This window comes from Seleniivibrio woodruffii (assembly GCF_004339245.1).
Taxonomy (GTDB): domain Bacteria; phylum Chrysiogenota; class Deferribacteres; order Deferribacterales; family Geovibrionaceae; genus Seleniivibrio; species Seleniivibrio woodruffii.
On sequence record NZ_SMGG01000003.1, the window covers coordinates 1,157,042 to 1,178,453 of the forward strand.

At 48.8% G+C, this 21,412-nt stretch carries 23 protein-coding genes and 1 tRNA gene; 19 read left to right on the forward strand and 5 right to left on the reverse strand.

What is annotated here, in order from left to right:
• Window positions 1-15 precede the first annotated feature (15 nt).
• From pyrF to C8D98_RS05560, 14 genes are all read left to right on the forward strand, one after another.
• Complete coding sequence (gene pyrF, locus C8D98_RS05495) at window positions 16-723, forward strand: orotidine-5'-phosphate decarboxylase (RefSeq protein WP_132872759.1); 708 nt, start codon at window positions 16-18, stop codon at window positions 721-723.
• On the forward strand, window positions 720-1,295 hold the full coding sequence (gene pyrE, locus C8D98_RS05500; protein WP_132872761.1) for an orotate phosphoribosyltransferase: 576 nt from the start codon (window positions 720-722) through the stop codon (window positions 1,293-1,295). Before pyrF ends, pyrE begins: the two co-directional genes overlap by 4 nt.
• A 104-nt stretch (window positions 1,296-1,399) precedes the next feature.
• Window positions 1,400-2,062, forward strand: a complete 663-nt coding sequence (locus C8D98_RS05505) for a flagellar brake protein (protein ID WP_132872763.1) — start codon at window positions 1,400-1,402, stop codon at window positions 2,060-2,062.
• Window positions 2,063-2,073: 11 nt separating this feature from the next.
• On the forward strand, window positions 2,074-2,418 hold the full coding sequence (locus C8D98_RS05510; protein WP_132872764.1) for an STAS domain-containing protein: 345 nt from the start codon (window positions 2,074-2,076) through the stop codon (window positions 2,416-2,418).
• Between the two features lie 11 nt (window positions 2,419-2,429).
• The gene (gene rlmN / locus C8D98_RS05515) at window positions 2,430-3,503 is read left to right on the forward strand and encodes a dual-specificity RNA methyltransferase RlmN (RefSeq protein WP_132872766.1); all 1,074 of its coding nucleotides are present in this window, start codon (window positions 2,430-2,432) and stop codon (window positions 3,501-3,503) included.
• Window positions 3,496-3,960, forward strand: coding sequence for a peroxiredoxin (locus C8D98_RS05520; protein WP_132872768.1), 465 nt, complete (start codon window positions 3,496-3,498; stop codon window positions 3,958-3,960). Before rlmN ends, C8D98_RS05520 begins: the two co-directional genes overlap by 8 nt.
• A complete protein-coding gene (xseB, locus tag C8D98_RS05525) occupies window positions 3,960-4,187 on the forward strand; it encodes an exodeoxyribonuclease VII small subunit (protein WP_132872770.1) in 228 nt (75 codons plus the stop codon). Before C8D98_RS05520 ends, xseB begins: the two co-directional genes overlap by 1 nt.
• A complete protein-coding gene (locus C8D98_RS05530) occupies window positions 4,174-5,073 on the forward strand; it encodes a polyprenyl synthetase family protein (protein WP_132872772.1) in 900 nt (299 codons plus the stop codon). Before xseB ends, C8D98_RS05530 begins: the two co-directional genes overlap by 14 nt.
• Before the next feature lie 3 nt (window positions 5,074-5,076).
• Window positions 5,077-6,933 carry a 1-deoxy-D-xylulose-5-phosphate synthase gene (gene dxs / locus C8D98_RS05535; protein ID WP_132872774.1) on the forward strand — a complete coding sequence of 619 codons (1,857 nt, stop codon included), beginning with the start codon at window positions 5,077-5,079 and terminating at the stop codon, window positions 6,931-6,933.
• Window positions 6,933-7,745: a TlyA family RNA methyltransferase gene (locus C8D98_RS05540; protein WP_132872776.1), complete on the forward strand. Its 813-nt coding sequence runs from the start codon at window positions 6,933-6,935 to the stop codon at window positions 7,743-7,745. The genes dxs and C8D98_RS05540 overlap by 1 nt, the downstream gene beginning before the upstream one ends.
• On the forward strand, window positions 7,720-8,580 hold the full coding sequence (locus tag C8D98_RS05545; RefSeq protein ID WP_132872778.1) for an NAD(+)/NADH kinase: 861 nt from the start codon (window positions 7,720-7,722) through the stop codon (window positions 8,578-8,580). Before C8D98_RS05540 ends, C8D98_RS05545 begins: the two co-directional genes overlap by 26 nt.
• Window positions 8,581-8,582: 2 nt before the next feature.
• Window positions 8,583-10,226, forward strand: a complete 1,644-nt coding sequence (gene recN, locus C8D98_RS05550; RefSeq protein ID WP_243640926.1) for a DNA repair protein RecN — start codon at window positions 8,583-8,585, stop codon at window positions 10,224-10,226.
• Window positions 10,219-10,830 carry a DedA family protein gene (locus C8D98_RS05555; RefSeq protein ID WP_132872782.1) on the forward strand — a complete coding sequence of 204 codons (612 nt, stop codon included), beginning with the start codon at window positions 10,219-10,221 and terminating at the stop codon, window positions 10,828-10,830. Before recN ends, C8D98_RS05555 begins: the two co-directional genes overlap by 8 nt.
• Window positions 10,820-11,992, forward strand: a complete 1,173-nt coding sequence (locus tag C8D98_RS05560; RefSeq protein ID WP_132872784.1) for a peptidoglycan DD-metalloendopeptidase family protein — start codon at window positions 10,820-10,822, stop codon at window positions 11,990-11,992. Before C8D98_RS05555 ends, C8D98_RS05560 begins: the two co-directional genes overlap by 11 nt.
• A 162-nt stretch (window positions 11,993-12,154) precedes the next feature.
• On the opposite strand, the gene C8D98_RS05565 is transcribed toward C8D98_RS05560, so the two are convergent.
• From C8D98_RS05565 to C8D98_RS05585, 5 genes are all read right to left on the reverse strand, one after another.
• Window positions 12,155-13,174: a glycosyltransferase family 9 protein gene (locus tag C8D98_RS05565; protein WP_132872786.1), complete on the reverse strand. Its 1,020-nt coding sequence runs from the start codon at window positions 13,172-13,174 to the stop codon at window positions 12,155-12,157.
• A 70-nt stretch (window positions 13,175-13,244) separates the two neighbouring features.
• The gene (locus C8D98_RS05570; RefSeq protein ID WP_165871200.1) at window positions 13,245-13,511 is read right to left on the reverse strand and encodes a hypothetical protein; all 267 of its coding nucleotides are present in this window, start codon (window positions 13,509-13,511) and stop codon (window positions 13,245-13,247) included.
• A 73-nt stretch (window positions 13,512-13,584) separates the two neighbouring features.
• Complete coding sequence (locus C8D98_RS05575; RefSeq protein WP_132872790.1) at window positions 13,585-14,532, reverse strand: glycosyltransferase family A protein; 948 nt, start codon at window positions 14,530-14,532, stop codon at window positions 13,585-13,587.
• Between the two features lie 77 nt (window positions 14,533-14,609).
• Window positions 14,610-16,919 (reverse strand): vitamin B12-dependent ribonucleotide reductase, encoded by a 2,310-nt coding sequence (locus C8D98_RS05580; RefSeq protein ID WP_132872792.1) that lies wholly within the window; start codon window positions 16,917-16,919, stop codon window positions 14,610-14,612.
• A 427-nt stretch (window positions 16,920-17,346) separates the two neighbouring features.
• On the reverse strand, window positions 17,347-17,751 hold the full coding sequence (locus C8D98_RS05585; protein WP_132872794.1) for an RrF2 family transcriptional regulator: 405 nt from the start codon (window positions 17,749-17,751) through the stop codon (window positions 17,347-17,349).
• 174 nt (window positions 17,752-17,925) lie between these two features.
• Between C8D98_RS05585 and C8D98_RS05590 the strand changes: the two genes are divergently transcribed.
• From C8D98_RS05590 to rsfS, 5 genes are all read left to right on the forward strand, one after another.
• Window positions 17,926-18,001 (forward strand) — tRNA-Gln (locus C8D98_RS05590).
• Window positions 18,002-18,048: 47 nt separating this feature from the next.
• Window positions 18,049-19,191: a glutamate 5-kinase gene (proB, locus tag C8D98_RS05595; protein ID WP_132872796.1), complete on the forward strand. Its 1,143-nt coding sequence runs from the start codon at window positions 18,049-18,051 to the stop codon at window positions 19,189-19,191.
• 2 nt (window positions 19,192-19,193) lie between these two features.
• On the forward strand, window positions 19,194-20,429 hold the full coding sequence (locus tag C8D98_RS05600; protein WP_132872798.1) for a glutamate-5-semialdehyde dehydrogenase: 1,236 nt from the start codon (window positions 19,194-19,196) through the stop codon (window positions 20,427-20,429).
• Window positions 20,429-21,067, forward strand: a complete 639-nt coding sequence (nadD, locus tag C8D98_RS05605; protein ID WP_243640912.1) for a nicotinate-nucleotide adenylyltransferase — start codon at window positions 20,429-20,431, stop codon at window positions 21,065-21,067. The genes C8D98_RS05600 and nadD overlap by 1 nt, the downstream gene beginning before the upstream one ends.
• Window positions 21,064-21,411 carry a ribosome silencing factor gene (rsfS, locus tag C8D98_RS05610; RefSeq protein WP_132872800.1) on the forward strand — a complete coding sequence of 116 codons (348 nt, stop codon included), beginning with the start codon at window positions 21,064-21,066 and terminating at the stop codon, window positions 21,409-21,411. Before nadD ends, rsfS begins: the two co-directional genes overlap by 4 nt.
• Window position 21,412: the final 1 nt, after the last annotated feature.

Here is a 21,412-nt window from a genome sequence, read left to right on the forward strand (position 1 = left end):
GCAAGAGGATAAAAGATGAAACCAGAAATGATAGTTGCCCTTGACTTCGACAGGGCGGATTCCGCTAAGAAGATAGTAGACATGACGCAGGATGCCGTCACATGGTATAAGGTAGGACTGGAGCTGTTTGTAGCAGACGGCAGAAGCATTATTGAGTACCTTAAGAAGAAAGATAAGAAAATCTTTCTCGATCTGAAATTTCACGATATTTCAAACACTGTTGTGTCCGCTGTGCTGGCTTCGCTCCAGTATGAAACGGACATGGTGAACATGCACACTCAGGGCGGCGGTGACATGATGGCCACCGTTGCTGAAAAGGTCGCTGCACACTGCGAAAAAGCGGGTGTCAGAAAACCCCTTCTCATCGGTGTGACACTTCTCACCAGCCTCGATGACAATTATTTGAAATCCATGAATCTCGGGTTCAATTCCAGCCGTGATTACGTTCTGCACCTCGCCTCACTGGCAAAAAAGAGCGGGCTTGACGGTGTTGTGTCCTCCGCTCAGGAGACTCCCTTCATAAAAGAGACTCTGGGCAGGGATTTCATAACCGTTACACCCGGAATAAGACCTCTGGACGCATCCGTTGACGATCAGAAAAGAGTTGTAACCCCTCAGGACGCAAAGGCCATGGGGACTGATTATATAGTTATTGGCAGGCCTGTCACTCAGGCGAAAGATCCTATGCAGGCTGCACTAAGCATATTGGAGGCAATTAATTGAACGCTGATCAGGTACTTGAACTGTACAAAAAACACAATGCACTGTTAGAGGGACATTTTCTCCTTTCCTCAGGACTCCATTCCGATAAATTTCTTCAATCGGAACTCATAATGCAGTATCCGGACAAGGTTGATGCTGTTATAGCTGAACTTGTTGTCAAACTTAAAGATGTTGAGTTTGACACAATAGTCAGCCCCGCAATAGGCGGCATACGTTTCGGATATGAGCTTGCACGTCAGATGAAAAAGCGTACACTGTTTACGGAAAGGGTGGACGGACATATGACCCTGCGCAGGGGCTTTTCTCTGGCGAAAGGTGAAAAGGTTCTTCTGGCGGAAGATGTTATTACCACAGGAAAATCTACCAAGGAATGCATCAACGCCTGCATAGATGCGGGGGCCGATGTTATCGGTGTTACATGCCTTATCGACAGAAGCGGAGGCAAGGCGGAGTTTGACCAGCCTTTCATCCCTCTGGTTCAGCTGGATGTGAAAACCTATGACCCGTCTGTGTGTCCCATGTGCAAAGAGGGTACTCCCGCCTATAAACCCGGCAGCAGAAACTTGAAATAATTGTTTCTCAAGAATATTTTTATTTTTACGAAATTATGTGATATACTCCCCTTTCGGGGGAGTATTTTGCTTCGCCGCATATCATACAACGGGGTTTTTTTAAATTGGAAAAACTGGTAAAGTTTGATAAGTATATAACTATCAACCAGAAGTTATTAGTGGAAGTGAAAGTGGGGGATCATGCGGGCATATTCGACTCGCGGATAGAGGATATGGAAGCGGGCGATTCGATAATGATATCAATGCCCACGGACAAGGGACGGGCTGTTCCGCTGGCTCCGAACACCAGACTTCACCTTTCATATGTTATGGATATGGGCAGGTTTTCTTTTAAAAGTATCGTTCTGGACAGGGTTAAAGAACCCAGAATGATGCTTAAGATTGCCTTTCCCGATGCCGTTTTCCGTCAGGAGCTGAGGTCATTTTTCAGGGTGGACACCAGGCTGTCCGTCAAGGTTATGGTCACGGTTAAAATTGACGATGTCTGGACACAGAAGCTTTTCGAAGGTAAGGTTGTTGACATGTCCGGCGGCGGACTTAGAATGTTTACAGACATTCATATTGAAAAAGATGCTACAATAGAGATATATTTTCTGGGTTCCATCGAAAAGGTCGATCAGGTCAAGGCGCAGGTCATGCGCTGCCGTTCGATGGAAGGCAAGTTTGAGGTTGGGGTCAGGTTTGTTGACATTTCCCAGACCGACAGGGACCGGATAATAAAATATGTCTTTAAAAGACAGGTCGAGCAGAGAAAGCTCCTTGGATAGGGGGATTTTGTATGGCGTTTAACAGCGAGACGATTGTTTTCGGCGAGAAGAATGTTGAAGTTCTCTACCCCATGCATGAGATAGACTCATACAACGGTGACGAGATCAAAACCCATATCAAATCCAGCATAGACTCATCCGACGCCGTCATAATAAACTGCTCAAGGGTTACATATCTGAACAGCAGCGGCCTGCGTGAGCTTATCCAGATACTCAAAAACATGCGTGATCTGAACAAACCCCTTTATCTGACATCGGTTAACGAAGACATTATGAAGGTGTTCAAAAGCACTAACCTGAACAGACTGTTCAACATACACGACACAAACGACGACGCAATGCGTTACATTATCTGAAAGAGTTAAAATTGACCGAAAAATTCTATATCGATTCCCAAACACTCACGGGTCTTAAAGATTTTGCCGTTTCTCAGGGTTTTGAAAAATTCAGGGGCGAGCAGATCTATAAATGGATCCACAACAGAGGCTGTGAAAACATAGCCGAAATGACCGACCTTTCAAATGCAATCAGGCAGAAACTGGCGGATATCGCCGTGTTCACAGTTGCGGATATCGTTGCCACCCAGCGGTCGGCGCAGGACGGCTCCATAAAGGTGCTTTTCCGTCTTGAGGACGGGGAGCATATCGAATCCGTTATCCTGAACGACGGCAAACGCTATACCGCATGCATCTCATCACAGGTGGGCTGCCGCATGGGCTGTGCCTTTTGTTCCACAGCTTCGATGGGGCTTAAACGAAACCTCACTGCGGGCGAGATTCTGAAACAGGTGAAACGCCTGAACGACATACTGGCCGAAGAGGACGAAAAGCTCAGCAACCTTGTTTTCATGGGCATGGGAGAACCGCTGGACAACATCGACACGGTGCTTGATGCGCTGACAGTTCTGCTGGACGACAACGGCTACGGTTTTTCACACCGCAAGATAACCGTTTCAACCTGCGGGCTCACAGACAGCATAATAAAACTTTTCTCGCTTAAAACCCCTGTCAACATAGCAGTTTCCATAAACGCCGCAACACAGGAGAAACGAAAGGGCATAATGCCGGTTTCGAATAAATATCCCCTTGCGGAGCTTATGAAAACCCTGCGGGAACTGCCCATAGCCAAGCGGAAAAGCGTTACCATTGAGTACGTTCTTCTGAAAGGTTTCAACGACAGTATTGAGGATGCAAACAATCTTGCAAAGCTGCTTAAAGGTCTTGATAAGGTTAAAGTAAATCTTATATTGTACAATGCCGGTTCCGATGCCGAGTTTAAAGCACCCGACCAAAAAGATGCTTTAAAATTTCAGGAATATCTGATAAATAACAGACTGGGCGTTTTCATAAGAAAAAGTCTGGGAAGCGACATCGACGGTGCCTGCGGTCAGCTGCGGGCAAACTATGCAAAAAAAGCGAAAAAAGGTGATAGAAATGGCTGAGAAACTTCCTGAAGAGGGAATGGCCGCTCCGTCTTTCAGTCTGGAAGGCGACGACGGGCAGACATATACCCTTGAATCCTTTAAAGGCAAAAAGCTGGTTCTGTACTTTTATCCCAAAGACAACACATCCGGCTGCACAAAAGAGGCCATAGCTTTCACTCAGGTGAAGGATGAGTTCGGCGGAAAGAACGCCGTGATAGTCGGCGTCAGCCCCGACAGCATAAAGAGCCATGTTAATTTTAAAGAGAAGCACTCCTTGGGCATCCTGCTTTTAAGCGACCCCGACAGGAGCGTTGCGGCGGCATACGGCGCATACGGAGAAAAGAAGATGTACGGAAAACCCGTCATGGGTATCATCCGCTCAACATTCGTTATAGATGAAAACGGTAAACTTGAGAAAGCCTTCCGCAATGTTAAAGTTGACGGTCACGCTGAAAAAGTGATGTGTGTGCTTTGATGAGCGGCGAAAAGTTTGAACAGAAACTCAAAAAACTGGAAGAGATCGTCGAGAAGCTTGAGAACGGCGAAGTTGACATCGAAGAGAACCTGAAGCTTTTTCAGGAGGGCATGAAGCTGGGCAAGGAATGCCGCAAAATGCTTGACGACATAGAGCTTAAGGTAAGCAAAGTGCTCTCAGCCGAGGGCGACGAAGTTAAAACGGAGTCATTCGATGAGCCGCTTTGATATGAAAGGATACCTCGGTTTCTGGGGACAGAAGGTCGAGGACTTTTTTGAAGAATACATGCAGCCTCACGACCCCCACACAAAGGGTCTTAACGAGGCCATGAGATACAGCCTTTTCGCAGGCGGAAAACGTATCCGTCCGGCACTGGTCTATTCGGCATACGGAATATTCGAAGGCTATTTCGACAAAGCGACCCCCTATGCGGCGGCTGTGGAGATGCTCCACACCTATTCGCTGATCCATGATGACCTTCCGGCCATGGACGACGATGATTTCCGCAGGGGCAAGCCCACAAACCATAAGGTTTTCGGTGAGGCGACCGCCATCCTTGCGGGTGACGGACTGCTCACAAAGGCCTTTGAGGTTATGTGCGACAGAAACCTGAACCCCGACATTACCCCTGAGCAGATGGTTGAGGCGGCCTATAAACTGGCGGCGGCCACAGGCGACAAAGGGATGGTGGGCGGACAGGTTGCGGACATGGATGCTGAAAAAGGTTTTTTTGATGCCGCAACGGTGGATTTCATCCACACACACAAGACATCAAGACTCCTTGCATACTGCTGTGAGCTGGGTGCGATACTCGGTTTCGGCACGGAAGATGACAAAAGACGCCTTTACGAATACGGAATGCGTATCGGTCTGGCGTTTCAGATAGTCGACGACATACTGGATATTACCTCCACAACGGAGGAACTGGGCAAGGATGCCGGAAGTGACGTTGCCAACGGCAAAGCCACATATCCGGCTGTGCACGGCATTGAGGATTCCCACCGCAAGGCGGAACTCCTTATTGAGGAAGCGCTGGAACTGCTCTCCGTTTACGGAAACACAGCCGACCCCTGCCGTGAGATAGCTAAATTTATAATCGAGAGAAAAAACTGATATATGGCTCTGATAGACAGACTGAAACTGCCCGCAGAACTGAAAGAGTTGAGCTATGAACAGCTTGATGAGGTTGCTGAGGATGTCAGAAAGGTAATCATTGAAACCTGTTCCGTTTCAGGCGGCCATCTTGCGCCCAGTCTGGGTGTGGTTGAACTGACTCTGGGGCTTTTGAAGGTCTTCGATCCCGGGCACGACCGCATAGTGTGGGATGTGGGTCACCAGTCCTACGCATTCAAGATACTCACCGACAGAAAAGACAGATTTTCAACCCTGCGCCAGTATAAAGGCATATCAGGGTTCATAAAACCTTCCGAATCAAAATATGACGCTTTCGGTGTAGGCCACACCAGCACATCCATCTCCGCAGGACTGGGGATGCGTGTTGCGGACGATATCACCGGACGCCAGCGCAAGATAGTCTCCGTAATCGGCGACGGCGCAATGACGGCGGGAATGGCTTTTGAGGCTCTTAACAACCTAGGCCATCTGGACAAGAACATGATAGTGGTGCTGAACGACAATGAAATGTCCATCAGCGCAAATGTAGGCGGATTTTCACACTACCTGTCGAACATGATGACGGGTAAATTCTATACAAGAGTGCGCAAGGACGTTCAGGAATACCTTGCCACAAAACCCCTCGGCAACCGCATACTCCATCTGGCTAAGAAGATGGAGGAGGGGATGGTGGGCTTTTTCACCCCCGGAATACTTTTCGAGGAGCTTGGACTCCGCTATATCGGCCCTGTTCAGGGGCACAGGATAAAGGATGTGGCAAAGGCTCTGGAGAACGCTCAGAACGTGGACGGCCCCGTGCTGGTACACGTTATGACCCGTAAGGGCAAGGGATTTGAACCTGCTGAGGCCAACCCTTCAAAGTTCCACGGCGTTGCGTCATTCGATAAATGCACCGGACAGTCGGTTAAGCTGGCGGGTAAAAAGTCATACACCGATGTTTTCGGTGAAACCCTCACCGAGCTTGCGGCTGTTAACCCCAGACTGGTGGCCGTAAGCGCCGCCATGAAGGACGGCACAGGTCTTAATATTCTTGAGAAAAAATTCCCCGACAGGGTCTTTGACGTAGGGATAGCCGAACAGCATGCGGTGACATTCGCCGCAGGCATGGCGATTTCCGGCGTTAAACCCTTTGTAGCGGTCTATTCAACATTCGCCCAGAGGGCTTATGACCAGATAATACATGACGTTGCGCTCCAGAATCTGCCCGTTGTGCTCTGTCTGGACAGAGGCGGACTTGTTGGAGCAGACGGCCCCACCCACCACGGCGCATACGACATATCCTATCTGCGCTGTGTGCCCAACATGGCTGTGATGCTCCCCAAGGATGCACACGAGCTTGAGAGCATGCTGAGAATAGCCGAAAAAATGCAGACTCCCTGTGCCATCCGCTATGCCAGAGGCGAGGCGGGCGCATATGACGATATACCCGTTACCCCCGTTGAGATGGGAGAGCCGGAGATAATAGGCGACGGAACCGACGTTGTTCTGTTCTCTGCCGGGCATATCTTCGAAGAGATGTACCCTGTTTATAAAGAACTGCTGGCGAGGGGAATCTCCGCAAAACTGGTCAATATCCGTTTCCTTAAGCCGCTGAACGCCGAAAAGATCGCCGAAGCCGCAAGGGGTGCAAAACTGGTTGTTACTGCCGAAGAGGGCAGCGTTAAGGGCGGAGCGGGTGACGAGATAGCCGATATCCTTATGGATAATGGAGTTCTGGTTAAGGTCATAAAACACGGCATCCCCGACATCTTCATCGAACACGGCGACCATAAAAGTCTGCGCAGGCTCATTCAGCTCGACGCTGAGAGCATTCTGGAAAACATCGGAAAACATATCTGATGCAGAAGCCGAAAAAGGAGCGCATCGACAGTCTTCTGGTTCAGTTGGATCTGGCTGAGAATACTGACGAGGCGGCAAGGCTCATCATGGCGGGTCTGGTGGTTGTGAACGACCATCGTGCAGACAAGCCGGGTCAGACGGTTCCTTCCGACAGCGTGGTCAGGCTGAAAGCTCACAACAAATTTGCAAGCCGGGGCGGGCTTAAGCTCGAAAAGGCGGCGGACGAATTTCAGATCGATTTCAAAGATAAAACAGTTATAGATATAGGTGCATCCACAGGCGGATTCACCGACGTTGCGCTGAAATACGGTGCGGCGGAGGTTTTCGCAGTGGACACGGGCAAAGGGCAGCTCGACCCCAGACTCGCCAGAGATGAGCGGGTGACCGTGCTCGATGCCACCAATTTCAGAACTATCCCCTATGAAACCATAGATACTAAAGCCGACATTTTCGTCTGCGACGTTTCCTTCATCTCCCTTTCAAAGATAATTCCCGCCTGTGTGCAGTTCTGTCATGAAGATTCCGTGGCGGTGTTCCTCATAAAGCCCCAGTTTGAAGCGGAGCGGAACGAGGTCGACAGGGGTGGAATAGTGAACGACAGAAGCGTTCATGAGAGAGTGATAAGTCAGGTAATCACATGGGGCGGCGGGTGCGGTTTCGCTCTCGCAGGGCTCTGCGCATCGCCCATTAAGGGTGCAAAAGGAAACATTGAATATCTGGCGTATTTTAGGTACAATGTTCAATTAGTTCCGCAACAAACAGAAAGCATCATCCGCAAGGTAGTGTATGAAGAATATTGCTATCATAGCTAAGCCCCACGGCGACAGGGTGCGCCCCCTTCTGGGGGAGATAACGCATTTTCTGTCCGAACACGGAGTCCGCATCCTTAAAGCGAAACGGACGGCTGAGGCGCTCGGCGAAAGAGAATTCAACACCGACGACGAGATCCGTGAGCAGGCTGACCTTGTAATAGTCCTCGGAGGCGACGGAACGCTCATCTCCGCAGTAAGACTTCTTGGCATGAAAGAGACGCCGATTCTGGGGATAAACCTCGGCAGGCTCGGCTTTCTGACAGAGACCAGAGCATCGGACGCCATTCCTGCTATCAAATCCGTTCTGGACGGAGACTACAGAATGGAACGCAGGATGAAGCTCCACTCACATCTGCTTGAGGACGATGAGAAAGTTCTTGAGATAGACGTGCTGAACGACCTTGTGATAAACAAGTCGGATGTAGCCCGTATCATAGAAATGTCATTATACATCAATAAAGTTTTGGTGAACGAGTACAGAGCGGACGGTCTTATCGTGGCCACGCCCACAGGTTCGACTGCCTACAGTCTTGCCGCGGGCGGACCGATAGTCCACCCCGGCCTTGAGAGTATGATAATCACCCCCATCTGCCCGCAGGGGCTTTCAAACAGACCCATCGTGATCTCGGACGACAGCGAGATCGAGATACGTATAAAAACACGCAACGAACGGGTTTCAATAACCTTCGACGGTCAGGTCTACAGACAGCTGGATACCGAAAAGACCATCAAGGTTAAAAAAGCCAGTTCCTACACACATATAATCGTTCCCAAAGACAAGAACTACTACGCCCTTATCCGTGAGAAACTGGGCTGGGGCGGTGTTCAGTGCTGAGTATGCTCCGTGTGGAGAACCTGTCGGTGATAGAGTCCGTTTCGGTGGAGTTCACCGAAGGGCTGAACATTATAACCGGTGAGACCGGAGCGGGAAAATCAGTTTTCATTGGTGCACTCAGCCTTGTGCTGGGAGCAAGATTCAGCCGCACGCTGTTTCGTGACCCCGAAAAGAAGATAACCGTTGAAGCGGAGTTTCTGAATTCTGAAAACATCCCCGCTGACCTTGCGGAGCAGTTTGAAACCGCAGACGGTATAATTATCCGCCGTGAGATAGACAAAACAGGCAAGAACAGAATATTCATAAACGGCCGCATGGCTACTGTGGAACAGCTTAGGGAGCTGACAGCCTCCTTCTGCGACATCCACGGACAGCACGAGCATCAGCAGCTTCTGGACAACACCACTCACATGAGCTTTATCGACAGCCTTGTGGATTCTTCACCCAAAGAGACCTACGCAGAATGCTGGAGCAGGTTCAGCGAGTTGAAATCCCGCATCGCAAAGATTAAGGCCGACCGTCAGCTCTTCCTTCGTGAAAAGGATATGCTTGAGTTTCAGCTGGGCGAGATAGACGGACTCAAGATAAATCTTGAAGAGGATTCGAAGATAGAGGACAGAATAAACGTCCTCTCAAACCTTACCAAAATAATTGATAATTCATCAAAATCATTACAGCTCCTCCGTGACGGCGAGGTTAATGCATATGAGCTGATAACCTCTGCCGCTTCCGCTCTGCACGGTATCTCGCAATACAGCGAGACAATTAATAAGGCGGCTGATCAGTTGGCGGAGATGACCTATCTGCTGAACGATGTCATGGAGCAGATAGAGTCCGTTGCCGATGCCAGCGACACAGACCCCGAAGAGCTGGACAGGCTGGTGGACAGAAAATATAAGCTCCAGAACCTTATGAAGAAATACGGCCCCGAGCTTTCCGATGTCTGCGCATTTGCGGAGAAGGTAAGCGCAAGGCTTAAGGACATGGAGTTCTCGGACGAGAGCCTTTCCAAACTGGAAAAGGAACTGGGAACTGTCGGCGAAGAGCTTAAAAGCAAAGCCGACAAGCTGAATGCTGCCCGCCGGAAAGCGGCAGACGTGATAGAAAATTCCATAATTGAAAATTTAAATGAACTGGAACTCAAGAACTCTGTCTTTAAAGTAGTTTTCGAAAAAACAGAGGATATGGATGCGTCCGCAGGTCTTAAGGCGGAGTTCCACATCAGCACCAACAGAGGCTTTGAGCCTGGACCCATTCAGAAAGTGGCATCAGGGGGCGAGATTTCCCGTGTTATGCTGGCCATGAAAGAGGTTTTTGCGGCAAAAGACAGGGTGCAGACCCTTGTTTTTGATGAAATTGACACGGGGATCAGCGGAAAAACGGCGAAACAGGTTGCCGTTAAGCTGAAAAAGGTTGCAGATGCCAGACAGGTTATCGTTATAACCCATCTTCCCGTTGTCGCATGTGCGGGCAGAAAACACCTGCACATTACAAAGTCAGCAGATACGGAGCTTGCCCGTACTGAAATAAACGAGATCGACGGGGACACCAGACTCGGTGTTCTGGCGCAAATGATAGCCGGAAACGATACACCTTCGGCCGTTGCGCAGGCAAAAGAAATGATTGAGGATATGAAGAATGCTTGATTCGTTCGTACAGTTTGTTCTGAACAGCGTCCACGATATGGGGTATCTCGGTATCGTTTTTCTTATGACCCTTGAAAGCTCGTTTGTACCTTTTCCCAGCGAAGTTGTGGTTCCTCCCGCAGGCTATCTGGCCGCACAGGGAAAGATGAACATATATCTCGTGGTTTTAAGCGGTGTCGCAGGTTCAATCCTCGGAGCACTGGTAAACTACTATCTGGCAGTTTTTATGGGCAGGGCACTGCTTGAAAAATACGGGAAGTACCTTTTTATGCCCGTAGAAAGACTTAATAAAATGGATGAATATTTCAAAACCCATGGGGAGATAACCACTTTTGTGGGCAGACTTCTTCCCGCCATCAGACAATACATTTCATTTCCTGCGGGACTTGCACGCATGAATATGCCCAAGTTCATATTCTTCACCTCTCTGGGGGCCGGAATATGGGTTGTGATCCTTGCCGTGCTTGGATATTTCGTCGGAAACAACATAGAACTAATCAAATCAAATTTGCGGCCGATTACTGTAGTTACATTATGTGTCCTTGCGGTGGTTGTTGCTGTTTATATTTATTGGCACAAAAGAAGGAGGAAGAATGCAGCGTAGGGTTTTAATCGTTTTATTGTTGGTATTGCTAACAGTTTTTTCGGCTAATGCTTCAGATAAAATTCACAGGATTCAAACAGGCGAAAGTCTCTTCACACTCTTCTCGGACAAGCTTTCTGCGGCCACCATCCTGAATCTGGAAAAAGAGATAAAACGTCTGGTGCCTGATTTTACCCTCCGTATAGGAACAGTGGCTAAGATCAGTCCCGCATCAGTCACGCTCTCGCCCGATAATCTGACCGATATATCGGTGAAACTTCTCGATGATGATTTCGATATTAAGGTGACTAACCATCCCGTTCACACAGTTACGGCGGTTGTCCACGGAACTGTTGACGGAAGCCTGACCGAGGCAATGCTTAAGGCGGGCGAGGGTATTGAGCTGGCTTTCATGCTGGCTGATATATACGAGTGGGAGATAGATTTCTTCCATGCCCTACGCAAGGGCGACACCTTCTCTGTTCTGGTGGAAAAGAAATTTGCCAAGGACAGATTCATCGGCTACGGAAACATTCTGGCGGCGGATTTTGTCAATCAGGGCAGATTCCTCCGTGCACTTTACTATGAATATGACGGCGTGAAAGGCTATTATGATGCAGAGGGCAAATCACTTAAAAAAGGATTTTTGAAAGCACCCCTTAAATTTTCCAGAATTTCATCAAAGTATACCGGAAAAAGACTCCACCCCGTTCTTAACAAATATCTCCCCCACCACGGTGTAGACTATGCCGCACCTGTGGGTACACCGATAAACGCCACAGCCGACGGGGTTGTGGTCGCCAGAGAATATAATCAGTTCAATGGAAACTATGTCAAGATTCGTCATCAGAACGGTTATGAAACCCTCTATCTGCACCTGTCCAAGTTCGCAAAAGGGATTAAGAAAGGTTCCAGAGTTTCTCAGGGTTCCGTGATCGGCTACGTCGGCTCAACGGGCATATCTTCCGGTCCCCACCTCGACTATCGCATCAAGCAGGGCAGCAAGTTCCTGAACCCGCTGACATTCTCCTCACCCAACCTGAAACTCCCCCGCAGGGAGAAAGAGGCTTTCAGAGAGGCTGTTAAGCCCTTCATAGCAAAAATAAACAATGCCTACGGGCGTGACGTGAGGTTTACTTTCATAAGAGACAATCATGTGCGGGCTGACGGCAGTGTGATGTAAATAATAAGCCGGCTTATAGTTTTGCTTAATTGAACCCTCCTTTGGGAAAGGAGGGCAGGGTGGATTCCCCTGTTAATAAAAGAAAATCCCTCCAAACCTCCCTTTGACAAAGGGAGGCTTAAGACTTCAAAGCAAACTTCGTAAATAACCTGATGCCGGCTTTCAGAGCCGGCTTTTTTGTTCTTTTATAAATCTTTCCAGTTTTTCCTTAATATGTTCAAAGCCGAAATCCGTCATGCACGGGATGTCCGGCGAAATTCTGCATGTACTTTTCAGACAAGGCTGACACTCAAGCCCCGCATTTGCGTATGTGTGATCCGGCGAGGGGAACACCCAGTGGGGCGACGTTGAGCCTATGACTATGAATGTAGGCACATTCTGCGCCGTTGCAAGGTGGTGCGGTGCGGAATCGTTGCCGATATGCAGCTTTGCTCTGCCTATGACAGCGGCGAACTCCGAAAGGTTCAGCTGGGGAATCAGGAAAATATTTTCAGGCAGTTCTGTCAGTCTGTCGGTGATGTATTCCTTCTCTCCGGGGCCATAGGTTAAAAGAACCTTTGCGCCGTGCTCACGGACAAGATGTTTTGCCGTGTCCATGAAGTGTTCGAACTTCCATCGGCGTGTGTCCCTTTTGTGGGTGGGTGATATGGTTACCAGAAAATCGGAAGGGGTTATTCCGAAGGAGGCGAGCACTTCACCGGCTTTCTTTTCCGCCTGTGCCGATGTGAAAACCTCCGGCTTTGCGTTGAGTTTTTTAAGGTCGAAATCCTTTATAAAAGGCTGTGTGAGCGAAAGTTTTATCTCGCCCGGACAGCCGTCAAGATTTTGGCAGGGGGTGTTATAGAATATTCTTCTGGATGAATTTCCGTAGCATACCTTATATTTTGCGCCGCTAAGGAAAGTGATGTAGGCTGTTCTGGGATTGTTGTGGAAATCCAGTACCGCATCATAGCGGTTTCTGCGCACCTCTTTTATAATGCGCACCATTTCGCCTATGCCGCCTTTGCGCTCGGTGGTCAGTATGTTTCTTATGTTCGGATTGTTCTCCAGAACGGGTTTGTTGGCTTTAAACACCAGAAAATCTATCTCAGCGTCAGGATAATATTTTTTCAGCTCTCTGGGAATATGAGTGGTGAGAATAACATCGCCTGTCTGATATAGCTGGATAAGAAGAAATTTCATACTGCCTCCGGTAGAGACGAAGATAGCAGATAAGTTTGAAAAGATGAAGAGGAAAGGATGGGGTGGTGTATCAGGCTATTTCGAGTTTTTCGGGTTTAAGTCCCATTCCGTCGCCAAGACCGAATACATACCACTTAAGCTGTTCATCTGTAAGGTCGCTGGCCAGAGTGAACACGTCGGCATCATTCTGCCCTTTGAGCACAAGGTTATAGGTCGTTGCCGAGCTGTCCACCTTCTTCTCCAAAAGCAGAGTAATTTTTGTCTCTTCAATATTCCTGTTAATGTGTCCCAGAACGGAACAAACATTACTCATGAACTCCATCGAAGGTTTCATCATTCACCCCTGTTTCTATATACTAAGATATCGGTGAATTTTTTTCAATGTTTAGGGGGAAAATAAAATTTTATAACTATTTTGACACAGACCGCAGGTTCTTTACGGCTCTGGCAGCCGCCCTTGCGAAAAGACCCAGCACGGAAATATGAAATACGGTTCCCAACACCGCTTTTTTGTTTATCTGCAACGCTCCGAAGATATAGTTCCTTATGTCCGACCAGCGTTTCTCTTTAATCAGGCTTACGGTATTCTCTCTGATTATCTCAGCCATAAGTTCCTTTTTCAGCCTTCTAGCGGCCTTTCTGGCGGATGTTGCGGACTCTATGTAGGTCAGGACGTTCATCATGCTTTCCGCTTCGTCCAGCAGCATTTCCGGTTCAGGTGTTTTTTCCGGCTGTGTTTCGTATCTGGTCACCATTGTTTCGGAGGAATAGACCAGATCACCCTCTGTCATAGCTATCATTGCCGCCGCCGCAGGAACCCACTCCGAGAACGGCGAAAGCTCTCTGAAAAGGGATGAGAGTATTATATCCTTCTTTATAAGAATGTTGGTGAATCGTTTCAGCGGGGTTTCTTCAAATATGTTGAAAAGGTAGTCTTCGCCTTTGACAAATTCAGGCAGGTCATAGTAGATGCGGTGGCGCTTTCCGTCCGGCGTGATGCTTGTGTATGCTGAGAAGGTCATGGATATTCCGCCGAAGGTCTCCGCCTGTTCCAGCCTTTTTTCCAGAGAGTTTTCGGCCAGTATCTCGGAGTCCTGAAGAAAGCGCACCCACTGGGCGGTGGAGCTTTCTGCCAGACGCAGGCAGGATTCGTGGAGTGTTAGGGGTTCTTCCGGTCTGAAACAGATCAGTCTGGGACAGGCATACTTTTCCGATATCTCACGCACGGTATCGTCCGGACTGTTGTCGCAGACGATGACCCTTGCCGCAGTCCTCTGGGAAAGAGCGGAAGACAGGCACTTTTCAAAATATACCGAGCCGTATGCTGATATCAGTATGTCAGCTTTCAGAGTTTCCATTTCTGCACCGTAAAAAAATAAAGCCTCCGTATCTTAACATACGGAGGCTTTTTTTGTATGGAAAAAATGAGTGCAGATTATGAACAGTGTGAGTATCCGCAAGAGTAGCAGATATCGCATCCTTCCACATGCTCAACGGGGCCGCCGCAGTCGGGACATGCGCCGTTTTTAACCTTGATGCCTTCCTGTTCGGCCTTTTCAGCCTTCTCAAGGAGCTTGTCCACGGTGATGCTGTCGTCCTGTTTGCCGCTGACCTTTATCTCGGTGTTGTCTCTGAGAGCCTGCTCAAGGGCTTTGCCCACCGCATCGGAACAGCTGAGCACGGTGTTGGGTCCGAATCCGTATCTCATGTGACAGCTGATACCTTTCAGCTGTTTGATGATACGGTCGATTTCGCCGCCGCTTCTGAGGTTGATGGAGATGAGACGTCCGATGGCCTCGCACTGGCTCTGGGCGCAACCGCCGGCCTTACCCATGCTGGTGAACACTTCAAACGCCTTGCCGTTCTCGTCCTGATTGATGGTGACATAGAGCTTGCCGCATCCTGTCATCATTTCAACAGTGCGCCCCACCAGAACCTTGGGTCTGGGTTTGGGAGCGAACACACAGGGTTCCTGAGATACCGATTCGGGTTTTGCCTCTTTGTCCTTTGTTCCGACATTGAGAACCTGACCGGTACGGCTTCCGTCTCTGTATATTGTGGTTCCCTTGCATCCGAGGTTGTATGAAAGAAGGTACGTCCTGCGTACGTCCTCAACAGTCGCCTCGTTGGGGAAGTTAACGGTCTTGCTTACTGCGTTGTCGGTGAACTTCTGGAATGCAGCCTGCATTTTAGTATGCCAGAAGGGGGTGATGTCGTGTGCCGTAACGAAGGCTTTCTGCCATTTTTCGGGCACAGACTCGATGTCGTGAACCGCACCTGTCTCAGCCACCTGATCAAGAAGCTCATCGGTGAGGAATCCTTCTCTTTTAGCGATATCTTTGAAAACAGGGCTGACCTCAACAAGTTTGTTGTTATCCATTACCTGTCTGTAGAATGCGATTGCGAAGAAAGGCTCGATACCGCTGGAGCATCCTGCGATGATTGAGATTGTTCCTGTGGGTGCAACAGTAGTGATGGTTGCGTTGCGCATGTTTTTGAAGCCCTTCGCAGGGTACACGCTGTCTTTGAACGTGGGGAAATCGCCTCTGATCTCTGCCAGAGCGGCTGATTTCTCACGGCCTTTGTCACGGATGAACTGCATAACGTCTTCGGCGAGTTTTGTGGCTTCGTCGGAGTTGTAGGGGATGCAGAGCATGGCCAGCATGTCCGCCCAGCCCATAAGACCCAGACCTATCTTGCGGTTGCGCTTGGTCTGTCTGTCTATCTCGGGGATGGGATATTTGTTCATATCGATTACGTTGTCGAGGAAATGTACGGCAACGGTGATTGTCTTCTCAAGGTCTGCCCAGTCGATCTGGCCGTCTTTAACGAACCTGCCGAGGTTGATCGAGCCGAGGTTGCAAGATTCATAGGGCAGAAGAGGCTGCTCACCGCAAGGGTTCGTGCTCTCCATTTCGCCCTCTTTGGGGGTGGGGTTTTCGGCGTTTATCCTGTCCAGATAAACGATGCCGGGGTCTCCGCCCTCCCATGCCAGCTGAACCATCTTGTCGAACACGTCCTTGGCTCTCAGCTGACCCGCAACGGATTTTGTCTTGGGGTTGATGAGGTCGTATTCTTTGTCTTCAAGAACTGCCTGCATGAACTTTTCGGTGAGACCGACGGACAGGTTGAAGTTTGTGAGCTTCGTTTTGTCCTCTTTAGCGTAGATGAAATCCATTATATCCGGGTGATCCACACGAAGGATACCCATGTTGGCACCGCGGCGTGTGCCGCCCTGCTTGATTGTTTCGGTTGCGGCATCAAAAACGGTCATGAAGGAAACGGGACCGCTGGAAACGCCTCTGGTGGTTTTTACAACGTCGTCCTTGGGACGAAGGCGGGAGAATGAGAAACCTGTACCTCCGCCAGATTTATGGATGAGAGCGGTGTTTTTGACCGCTTCGAAAATGCCTTCCAGTGAGTCTTCCACAGGAAGAACGAAACAGGCGGCAAGCTGCTGAAGCTCACGTCCGGCGTTCATCAGAGTGGGTGAGTTGGGCAGGAACCTGAGGGTTACCATCTGCTCATAGAATTCTTTGGCGGAGGCGAGTATGTTTGCGTTCTTGTCGTAGAGTTTGTCGGCTTCTGCAATGTTCAGAGCGACCCTGCGGAACATGTCGATGGGTTTTTCGGAAGGTTTTCCGTTATTATCCCTTTTCAGGTATCTTTTTTCCAGAACGGTTATGGCGTTCTGATTCAATTCGGGCTCACGAGAAAGTGCTTTCTCGATGTCCTTCACACTCATATCTCCTCCGAGTAAAACGTTATTGATTTAGCCGCCGCACGAGGATGCCGATTCATCCGCACGGATACAAAAAGGGCGCAAAAATAGCGCCTGACAGCGAATGTTTCGGCTGTCCGCTGACTGGATATAATCAAATGTATATCACTTTAAAAAGCCCTGTAGCCCCTTCGCACGCCGATTTGCATTGCAGTGCCCAAGCGGCGCAGTCATGTAATGTTATATGCATCTAAAAACTTTGTAAAGTCTGTTTTTAGGCGTAGTGTAAAATTTTTTAAGTTATTGATGAATGCGTAAAGTATTGATGCTAAACGTCAAACATCTTAAATAATTTTCAAACATTATTCTGTTTTAAGCAAGGATTAATTTTTGTGCGTTTGGGTTCACGCTCGAAATCCCTGCTGTATACAGACTTTTACCTAAAAAAGACTTAGTATTTTTCAGCCAAACTGGCAAGTGTATAACTTTTAAGCATTGCGATGAGTTTGGTTTGGATGTCGCTCCACATGACATGAGCTGTGCATGAGTGAACAAGGTTGCAGAAGTCGTCGTCGAAGATGCATTTGTTCAGGCTCAGCTCGCCTTCGATAGCTGTTATGATATCGTATACGGTTATCTGTGAGATATCCTTGGCTATTTTAAATCCTCCCTTCTTACCCCTTTCGGATGTAAGGATCTCTGATTTTGCGAGGTTCTGAAGGATCTTGCCGAGGAAACTGTCCGGGATGTCGCATTCTGTTGCCAGTTCGGAGCGCATGAAGGTAGTGCCTAGGGGTTTATGTGCCATATGAATAAGAGCACGGATAGCGTAGTCGCTGGCTCTGGTGACTTTCATTTTGTCTCCTTACGAAATAATATTAATAAGATGCTATTTGTATAAATATATCCTCAGAGTGGTAGCTTTGCAACAATTTTATGCTCTCTGTGCCCATGAATACTGCCTAAAAAAACTTTAAAAAAAGTTCTTGACATCTTTGCTGATTTCCTTAATAATCCCGTTCTGCTTTGCAGGGGTATAGCCAAATTGGTAAGGCATCTGGTTTTGGTCCAGTGTATTGTGGGTTCGAGTCCTGCTACCCCTGCCATTTTTTTTATCCAAATTCAGCCTCTCTGTTTTTGAGACAGGTCAAACATGAGAACACTGCCCCAGATAAACACGCTTGTTGTTAAGGTCGGAAGCAACATCCTTACGCAAAAGGACAAAGGGGTAAATCTCGAATTCCTTTCATCTTTTGTCAGCCAGATATGTGAGATAAGAAACAGTGTGAAAAACATTGTGATAGTTTCGTCCGGAGCCGTCGGAGCAGGATTTAAGATCCTCGGGTTCGACAGCCGCCCCACGAACATAATCGACAAGCAGGCCTGCGCCGCAGTAGGACAGGCAAGGCTGATATGGTATTATGACAAAGAGTTTGAAAAATATAATGTAATTCCTGCGCAAATACTCATCACAAAAGACGATTTTGCCAACCGAAGAAGATATCTCAACGCAAGATATACCATCCGCAGGTTGCTGGAAATGGGTGTTGTGCCTATTATAAACGAGAACGACTCGGTTGTTATCGAAGAGCTTAAGTATATTGAGAACTTCTCGGACAACGACAATCTCTCGGCACTGGTGGGTGGGCTCATCGGGGCGGACATGCTGCTTATCATGTCCGACGTTGACGGGCTTTACGACAGCGACCCTACGGCGAATCCCGATGCAAAGCGCATCGGCGAGGTGAAGTATATTAATGAGGAGCTGTTCAGCCTTGCGGGCAGTTCGGTTTCCGGTGTGGGCACGGGCGGAATGAAATCCAAGCTCACAGCCGCATCCAAAGCTCTGGATGCAGGCTGCTGTGTGGGTATCATAAACGGCCGCAAGCCCGGAGCGATGCTGGATTTCCTCTCCGGAAAGGATATCGGAACCTATTTCAGCCACAATGAGGACGCTCTCTCCCGCCGTCAGCACTGGATAGCCTACGCCGCAGGCGTTACAGGCATCCTCAAACTGGACAAAGGCGCTGTGAACGCTCTCGTCCATAAAAAGAAATCACTGCTTCCCGGCGGAGTCATCTCCGTTGAGGGCGATTTCGAGATGGGCGACGTGGTTTCCGTTTGCGACGAGGACGGAAAAGAGATAGCCAGAGGGAAGGTCAGATATAACAGTTTTGACCTGAACCTGATTAAAGGCAAAAAAACGTCTGACATCTTTGATATTTTAGGCTATAAGTTTACAGACGAGGTTATTCACCGCGACGATCTCGTTGTCATTAACATAATCGGAGAATGATTATGCTTGTAAATATGCTGAAAGCCGCCAAAGAAGCAACCTATGAACTTATGAGCATGCGCTCCGATATAAAGGACAGGGCTTTGTCTGCCGTTGCGGACAAGCTGGACAAAAACCGAGAACTTATCAAAGCCGAGAACGCCAAAGACATTGCATATGCAAACGAATGCGGGCTCTCAAAGGCTATGATAGACAGACTTATTCTTGATGATAAGCGCATCGATGCCATGATTCAGGCAGTTAACGAGATAAAAGCCCAGACCGATCCCGTGGGCAAAGTTGTTGAAGGATACAGACGCCCCAACGGGCTTTATATAACAAAAGTGAAGGTTCCGCTGGGTGTTGTGGGCATAATTTTCGAATCACGCCCCAACGTTACCATCGATGCAGCAGCTTTATGCCTCAAATCGGGCAACGTTTCCGTGCTCCGTGGCGGAAAAGAGGCGATAAACTCGAACGTCTGCCTCGGAAAGCTTATGAAAGAAGCTCTGAAAGAGACGGGACTTCCCGAAGCCGCCGTCAATATTATAGAGGACACCGACCGTGCAGTGGTCATGGAGATGCTCAGGGCGAAGGACTATATAGACATAATGGTTCCCAGAGGGGGCGACAGTCTTATTAAGTTCTGCACCGAGCACAGCCTTATTCCCCTTGTTAAGCACGATGCGGGCATCTGTCATGTGTTCATAGACGAGTTTGCGGACATGGAAATGGCTGTTAATATTGCCGTCAACGCAAAATGCCAGCGTGTGGGCGTATGCAATACAATGGAAACCCTGTTGATACATGACGCCGTGGCCGCAAAAATTCTGCCGATGCTTGAAAAAGCCTATGCGGAATATAGCGTGGAACTGAGGGGCTGTGAGAACACGCAGAAGATAATAGCTTGCAAACCCGCAACCGAAGAGGACTGGAGCACGGAATATCTGGACTTCATCCTCTCAGTTAAGATAGTGAAAAGTGTGGACGAGGCCATCGCCCACATTAATAAATACAGCTCTCAGCACTCCGACAGCATAGTCACCGAAAACTACTCCAACAGCGAGAAGTTTCTGGACAGGGTTGATTCGGCGGCTGTTTATGTGAACGCTTCAACAAGATGGACAGACGGAGGGGAGTTCGGGCTTGGCGCCGAGATAGGCATCAGCACACAGAAACTCCATTGCCGGGGCCCCATGGGAGCCGACGACCTCACCACCACCAAGTACCGCATCTACGGAAGCGGGCAGATCAGATAGTGAAGATAGGGCTTTTCGGGGGAACCTTTAACCCCATACACATAGGACATCTTGCTCTTGCCGAGAATGTCACGGACAGTTTCAGTCTGGACAGGATGATATTTGTGCCGTCAAAAGTGCCGCCACATAAGACTGACGGCGTTATCGAGCCTGAACTGAGGCTTAAGATGGTTCAGCTGGTTGCCGCAGGGCTTGGCGACAGGTTTATTGTCTCCGATTTCGAGATACACGAAGAGGGGGTATCCTATACCCTCAAAACCCTTCAGCATTTCAGGGACGCATACTGCGACGATGCTATCTTCTTCGCCTGCGGAACTGATATTTTTGCCAGCATCGGAAGCTGGTATGAGTATGAAGCGCTGTTCGACTATGTGAATTTCATCGTGGTCAGCCGCTCCACAATGAGCTTTGAAGAACTTTTAAAAACAATTCCGCCGAAACTCCTTGAAAGAGTCGTGCAGGCGGATGAATATAATAATGAGATATCCGGCAGAATAATATTATACAGAATGCCGGAGGTTGATATATCAAGCACGGAGATCCGAAGCATCCTCGAAGAGAGCTACCGAAGGGCGAATCTGCCCGACGGTGTTTATGAATATATCGCCGAAAACAGACTATACAGGGGAAACGAATGACAAGAACAGCTCTGCTGGACAGTATTCTGAAAGAGATGATCGACCGCAAGACAGAGAACGTTGTGTGCTATCACATTGCACCCAAAAGCAGTATTGCGGACTATATGGTGATCGGAACGGCAACTTCCGAACCCCACGTTAACGCTATTGCGGAATACGTTCTGGAGAAAATGAAAGAGAACGGAACACGTCCTTTCGCAGTTGAAGGACAGGGACGCTCACGCTGGATATGCCTCGATTTCGGCGAGGTTATGGTGCATCTGATGTGCAGGGACGAAAGGCAGTATTACAACCTTGAATCCATCTGGGGCGGATGCGACAAAGTGGAGATTCCCTACGAGTGAT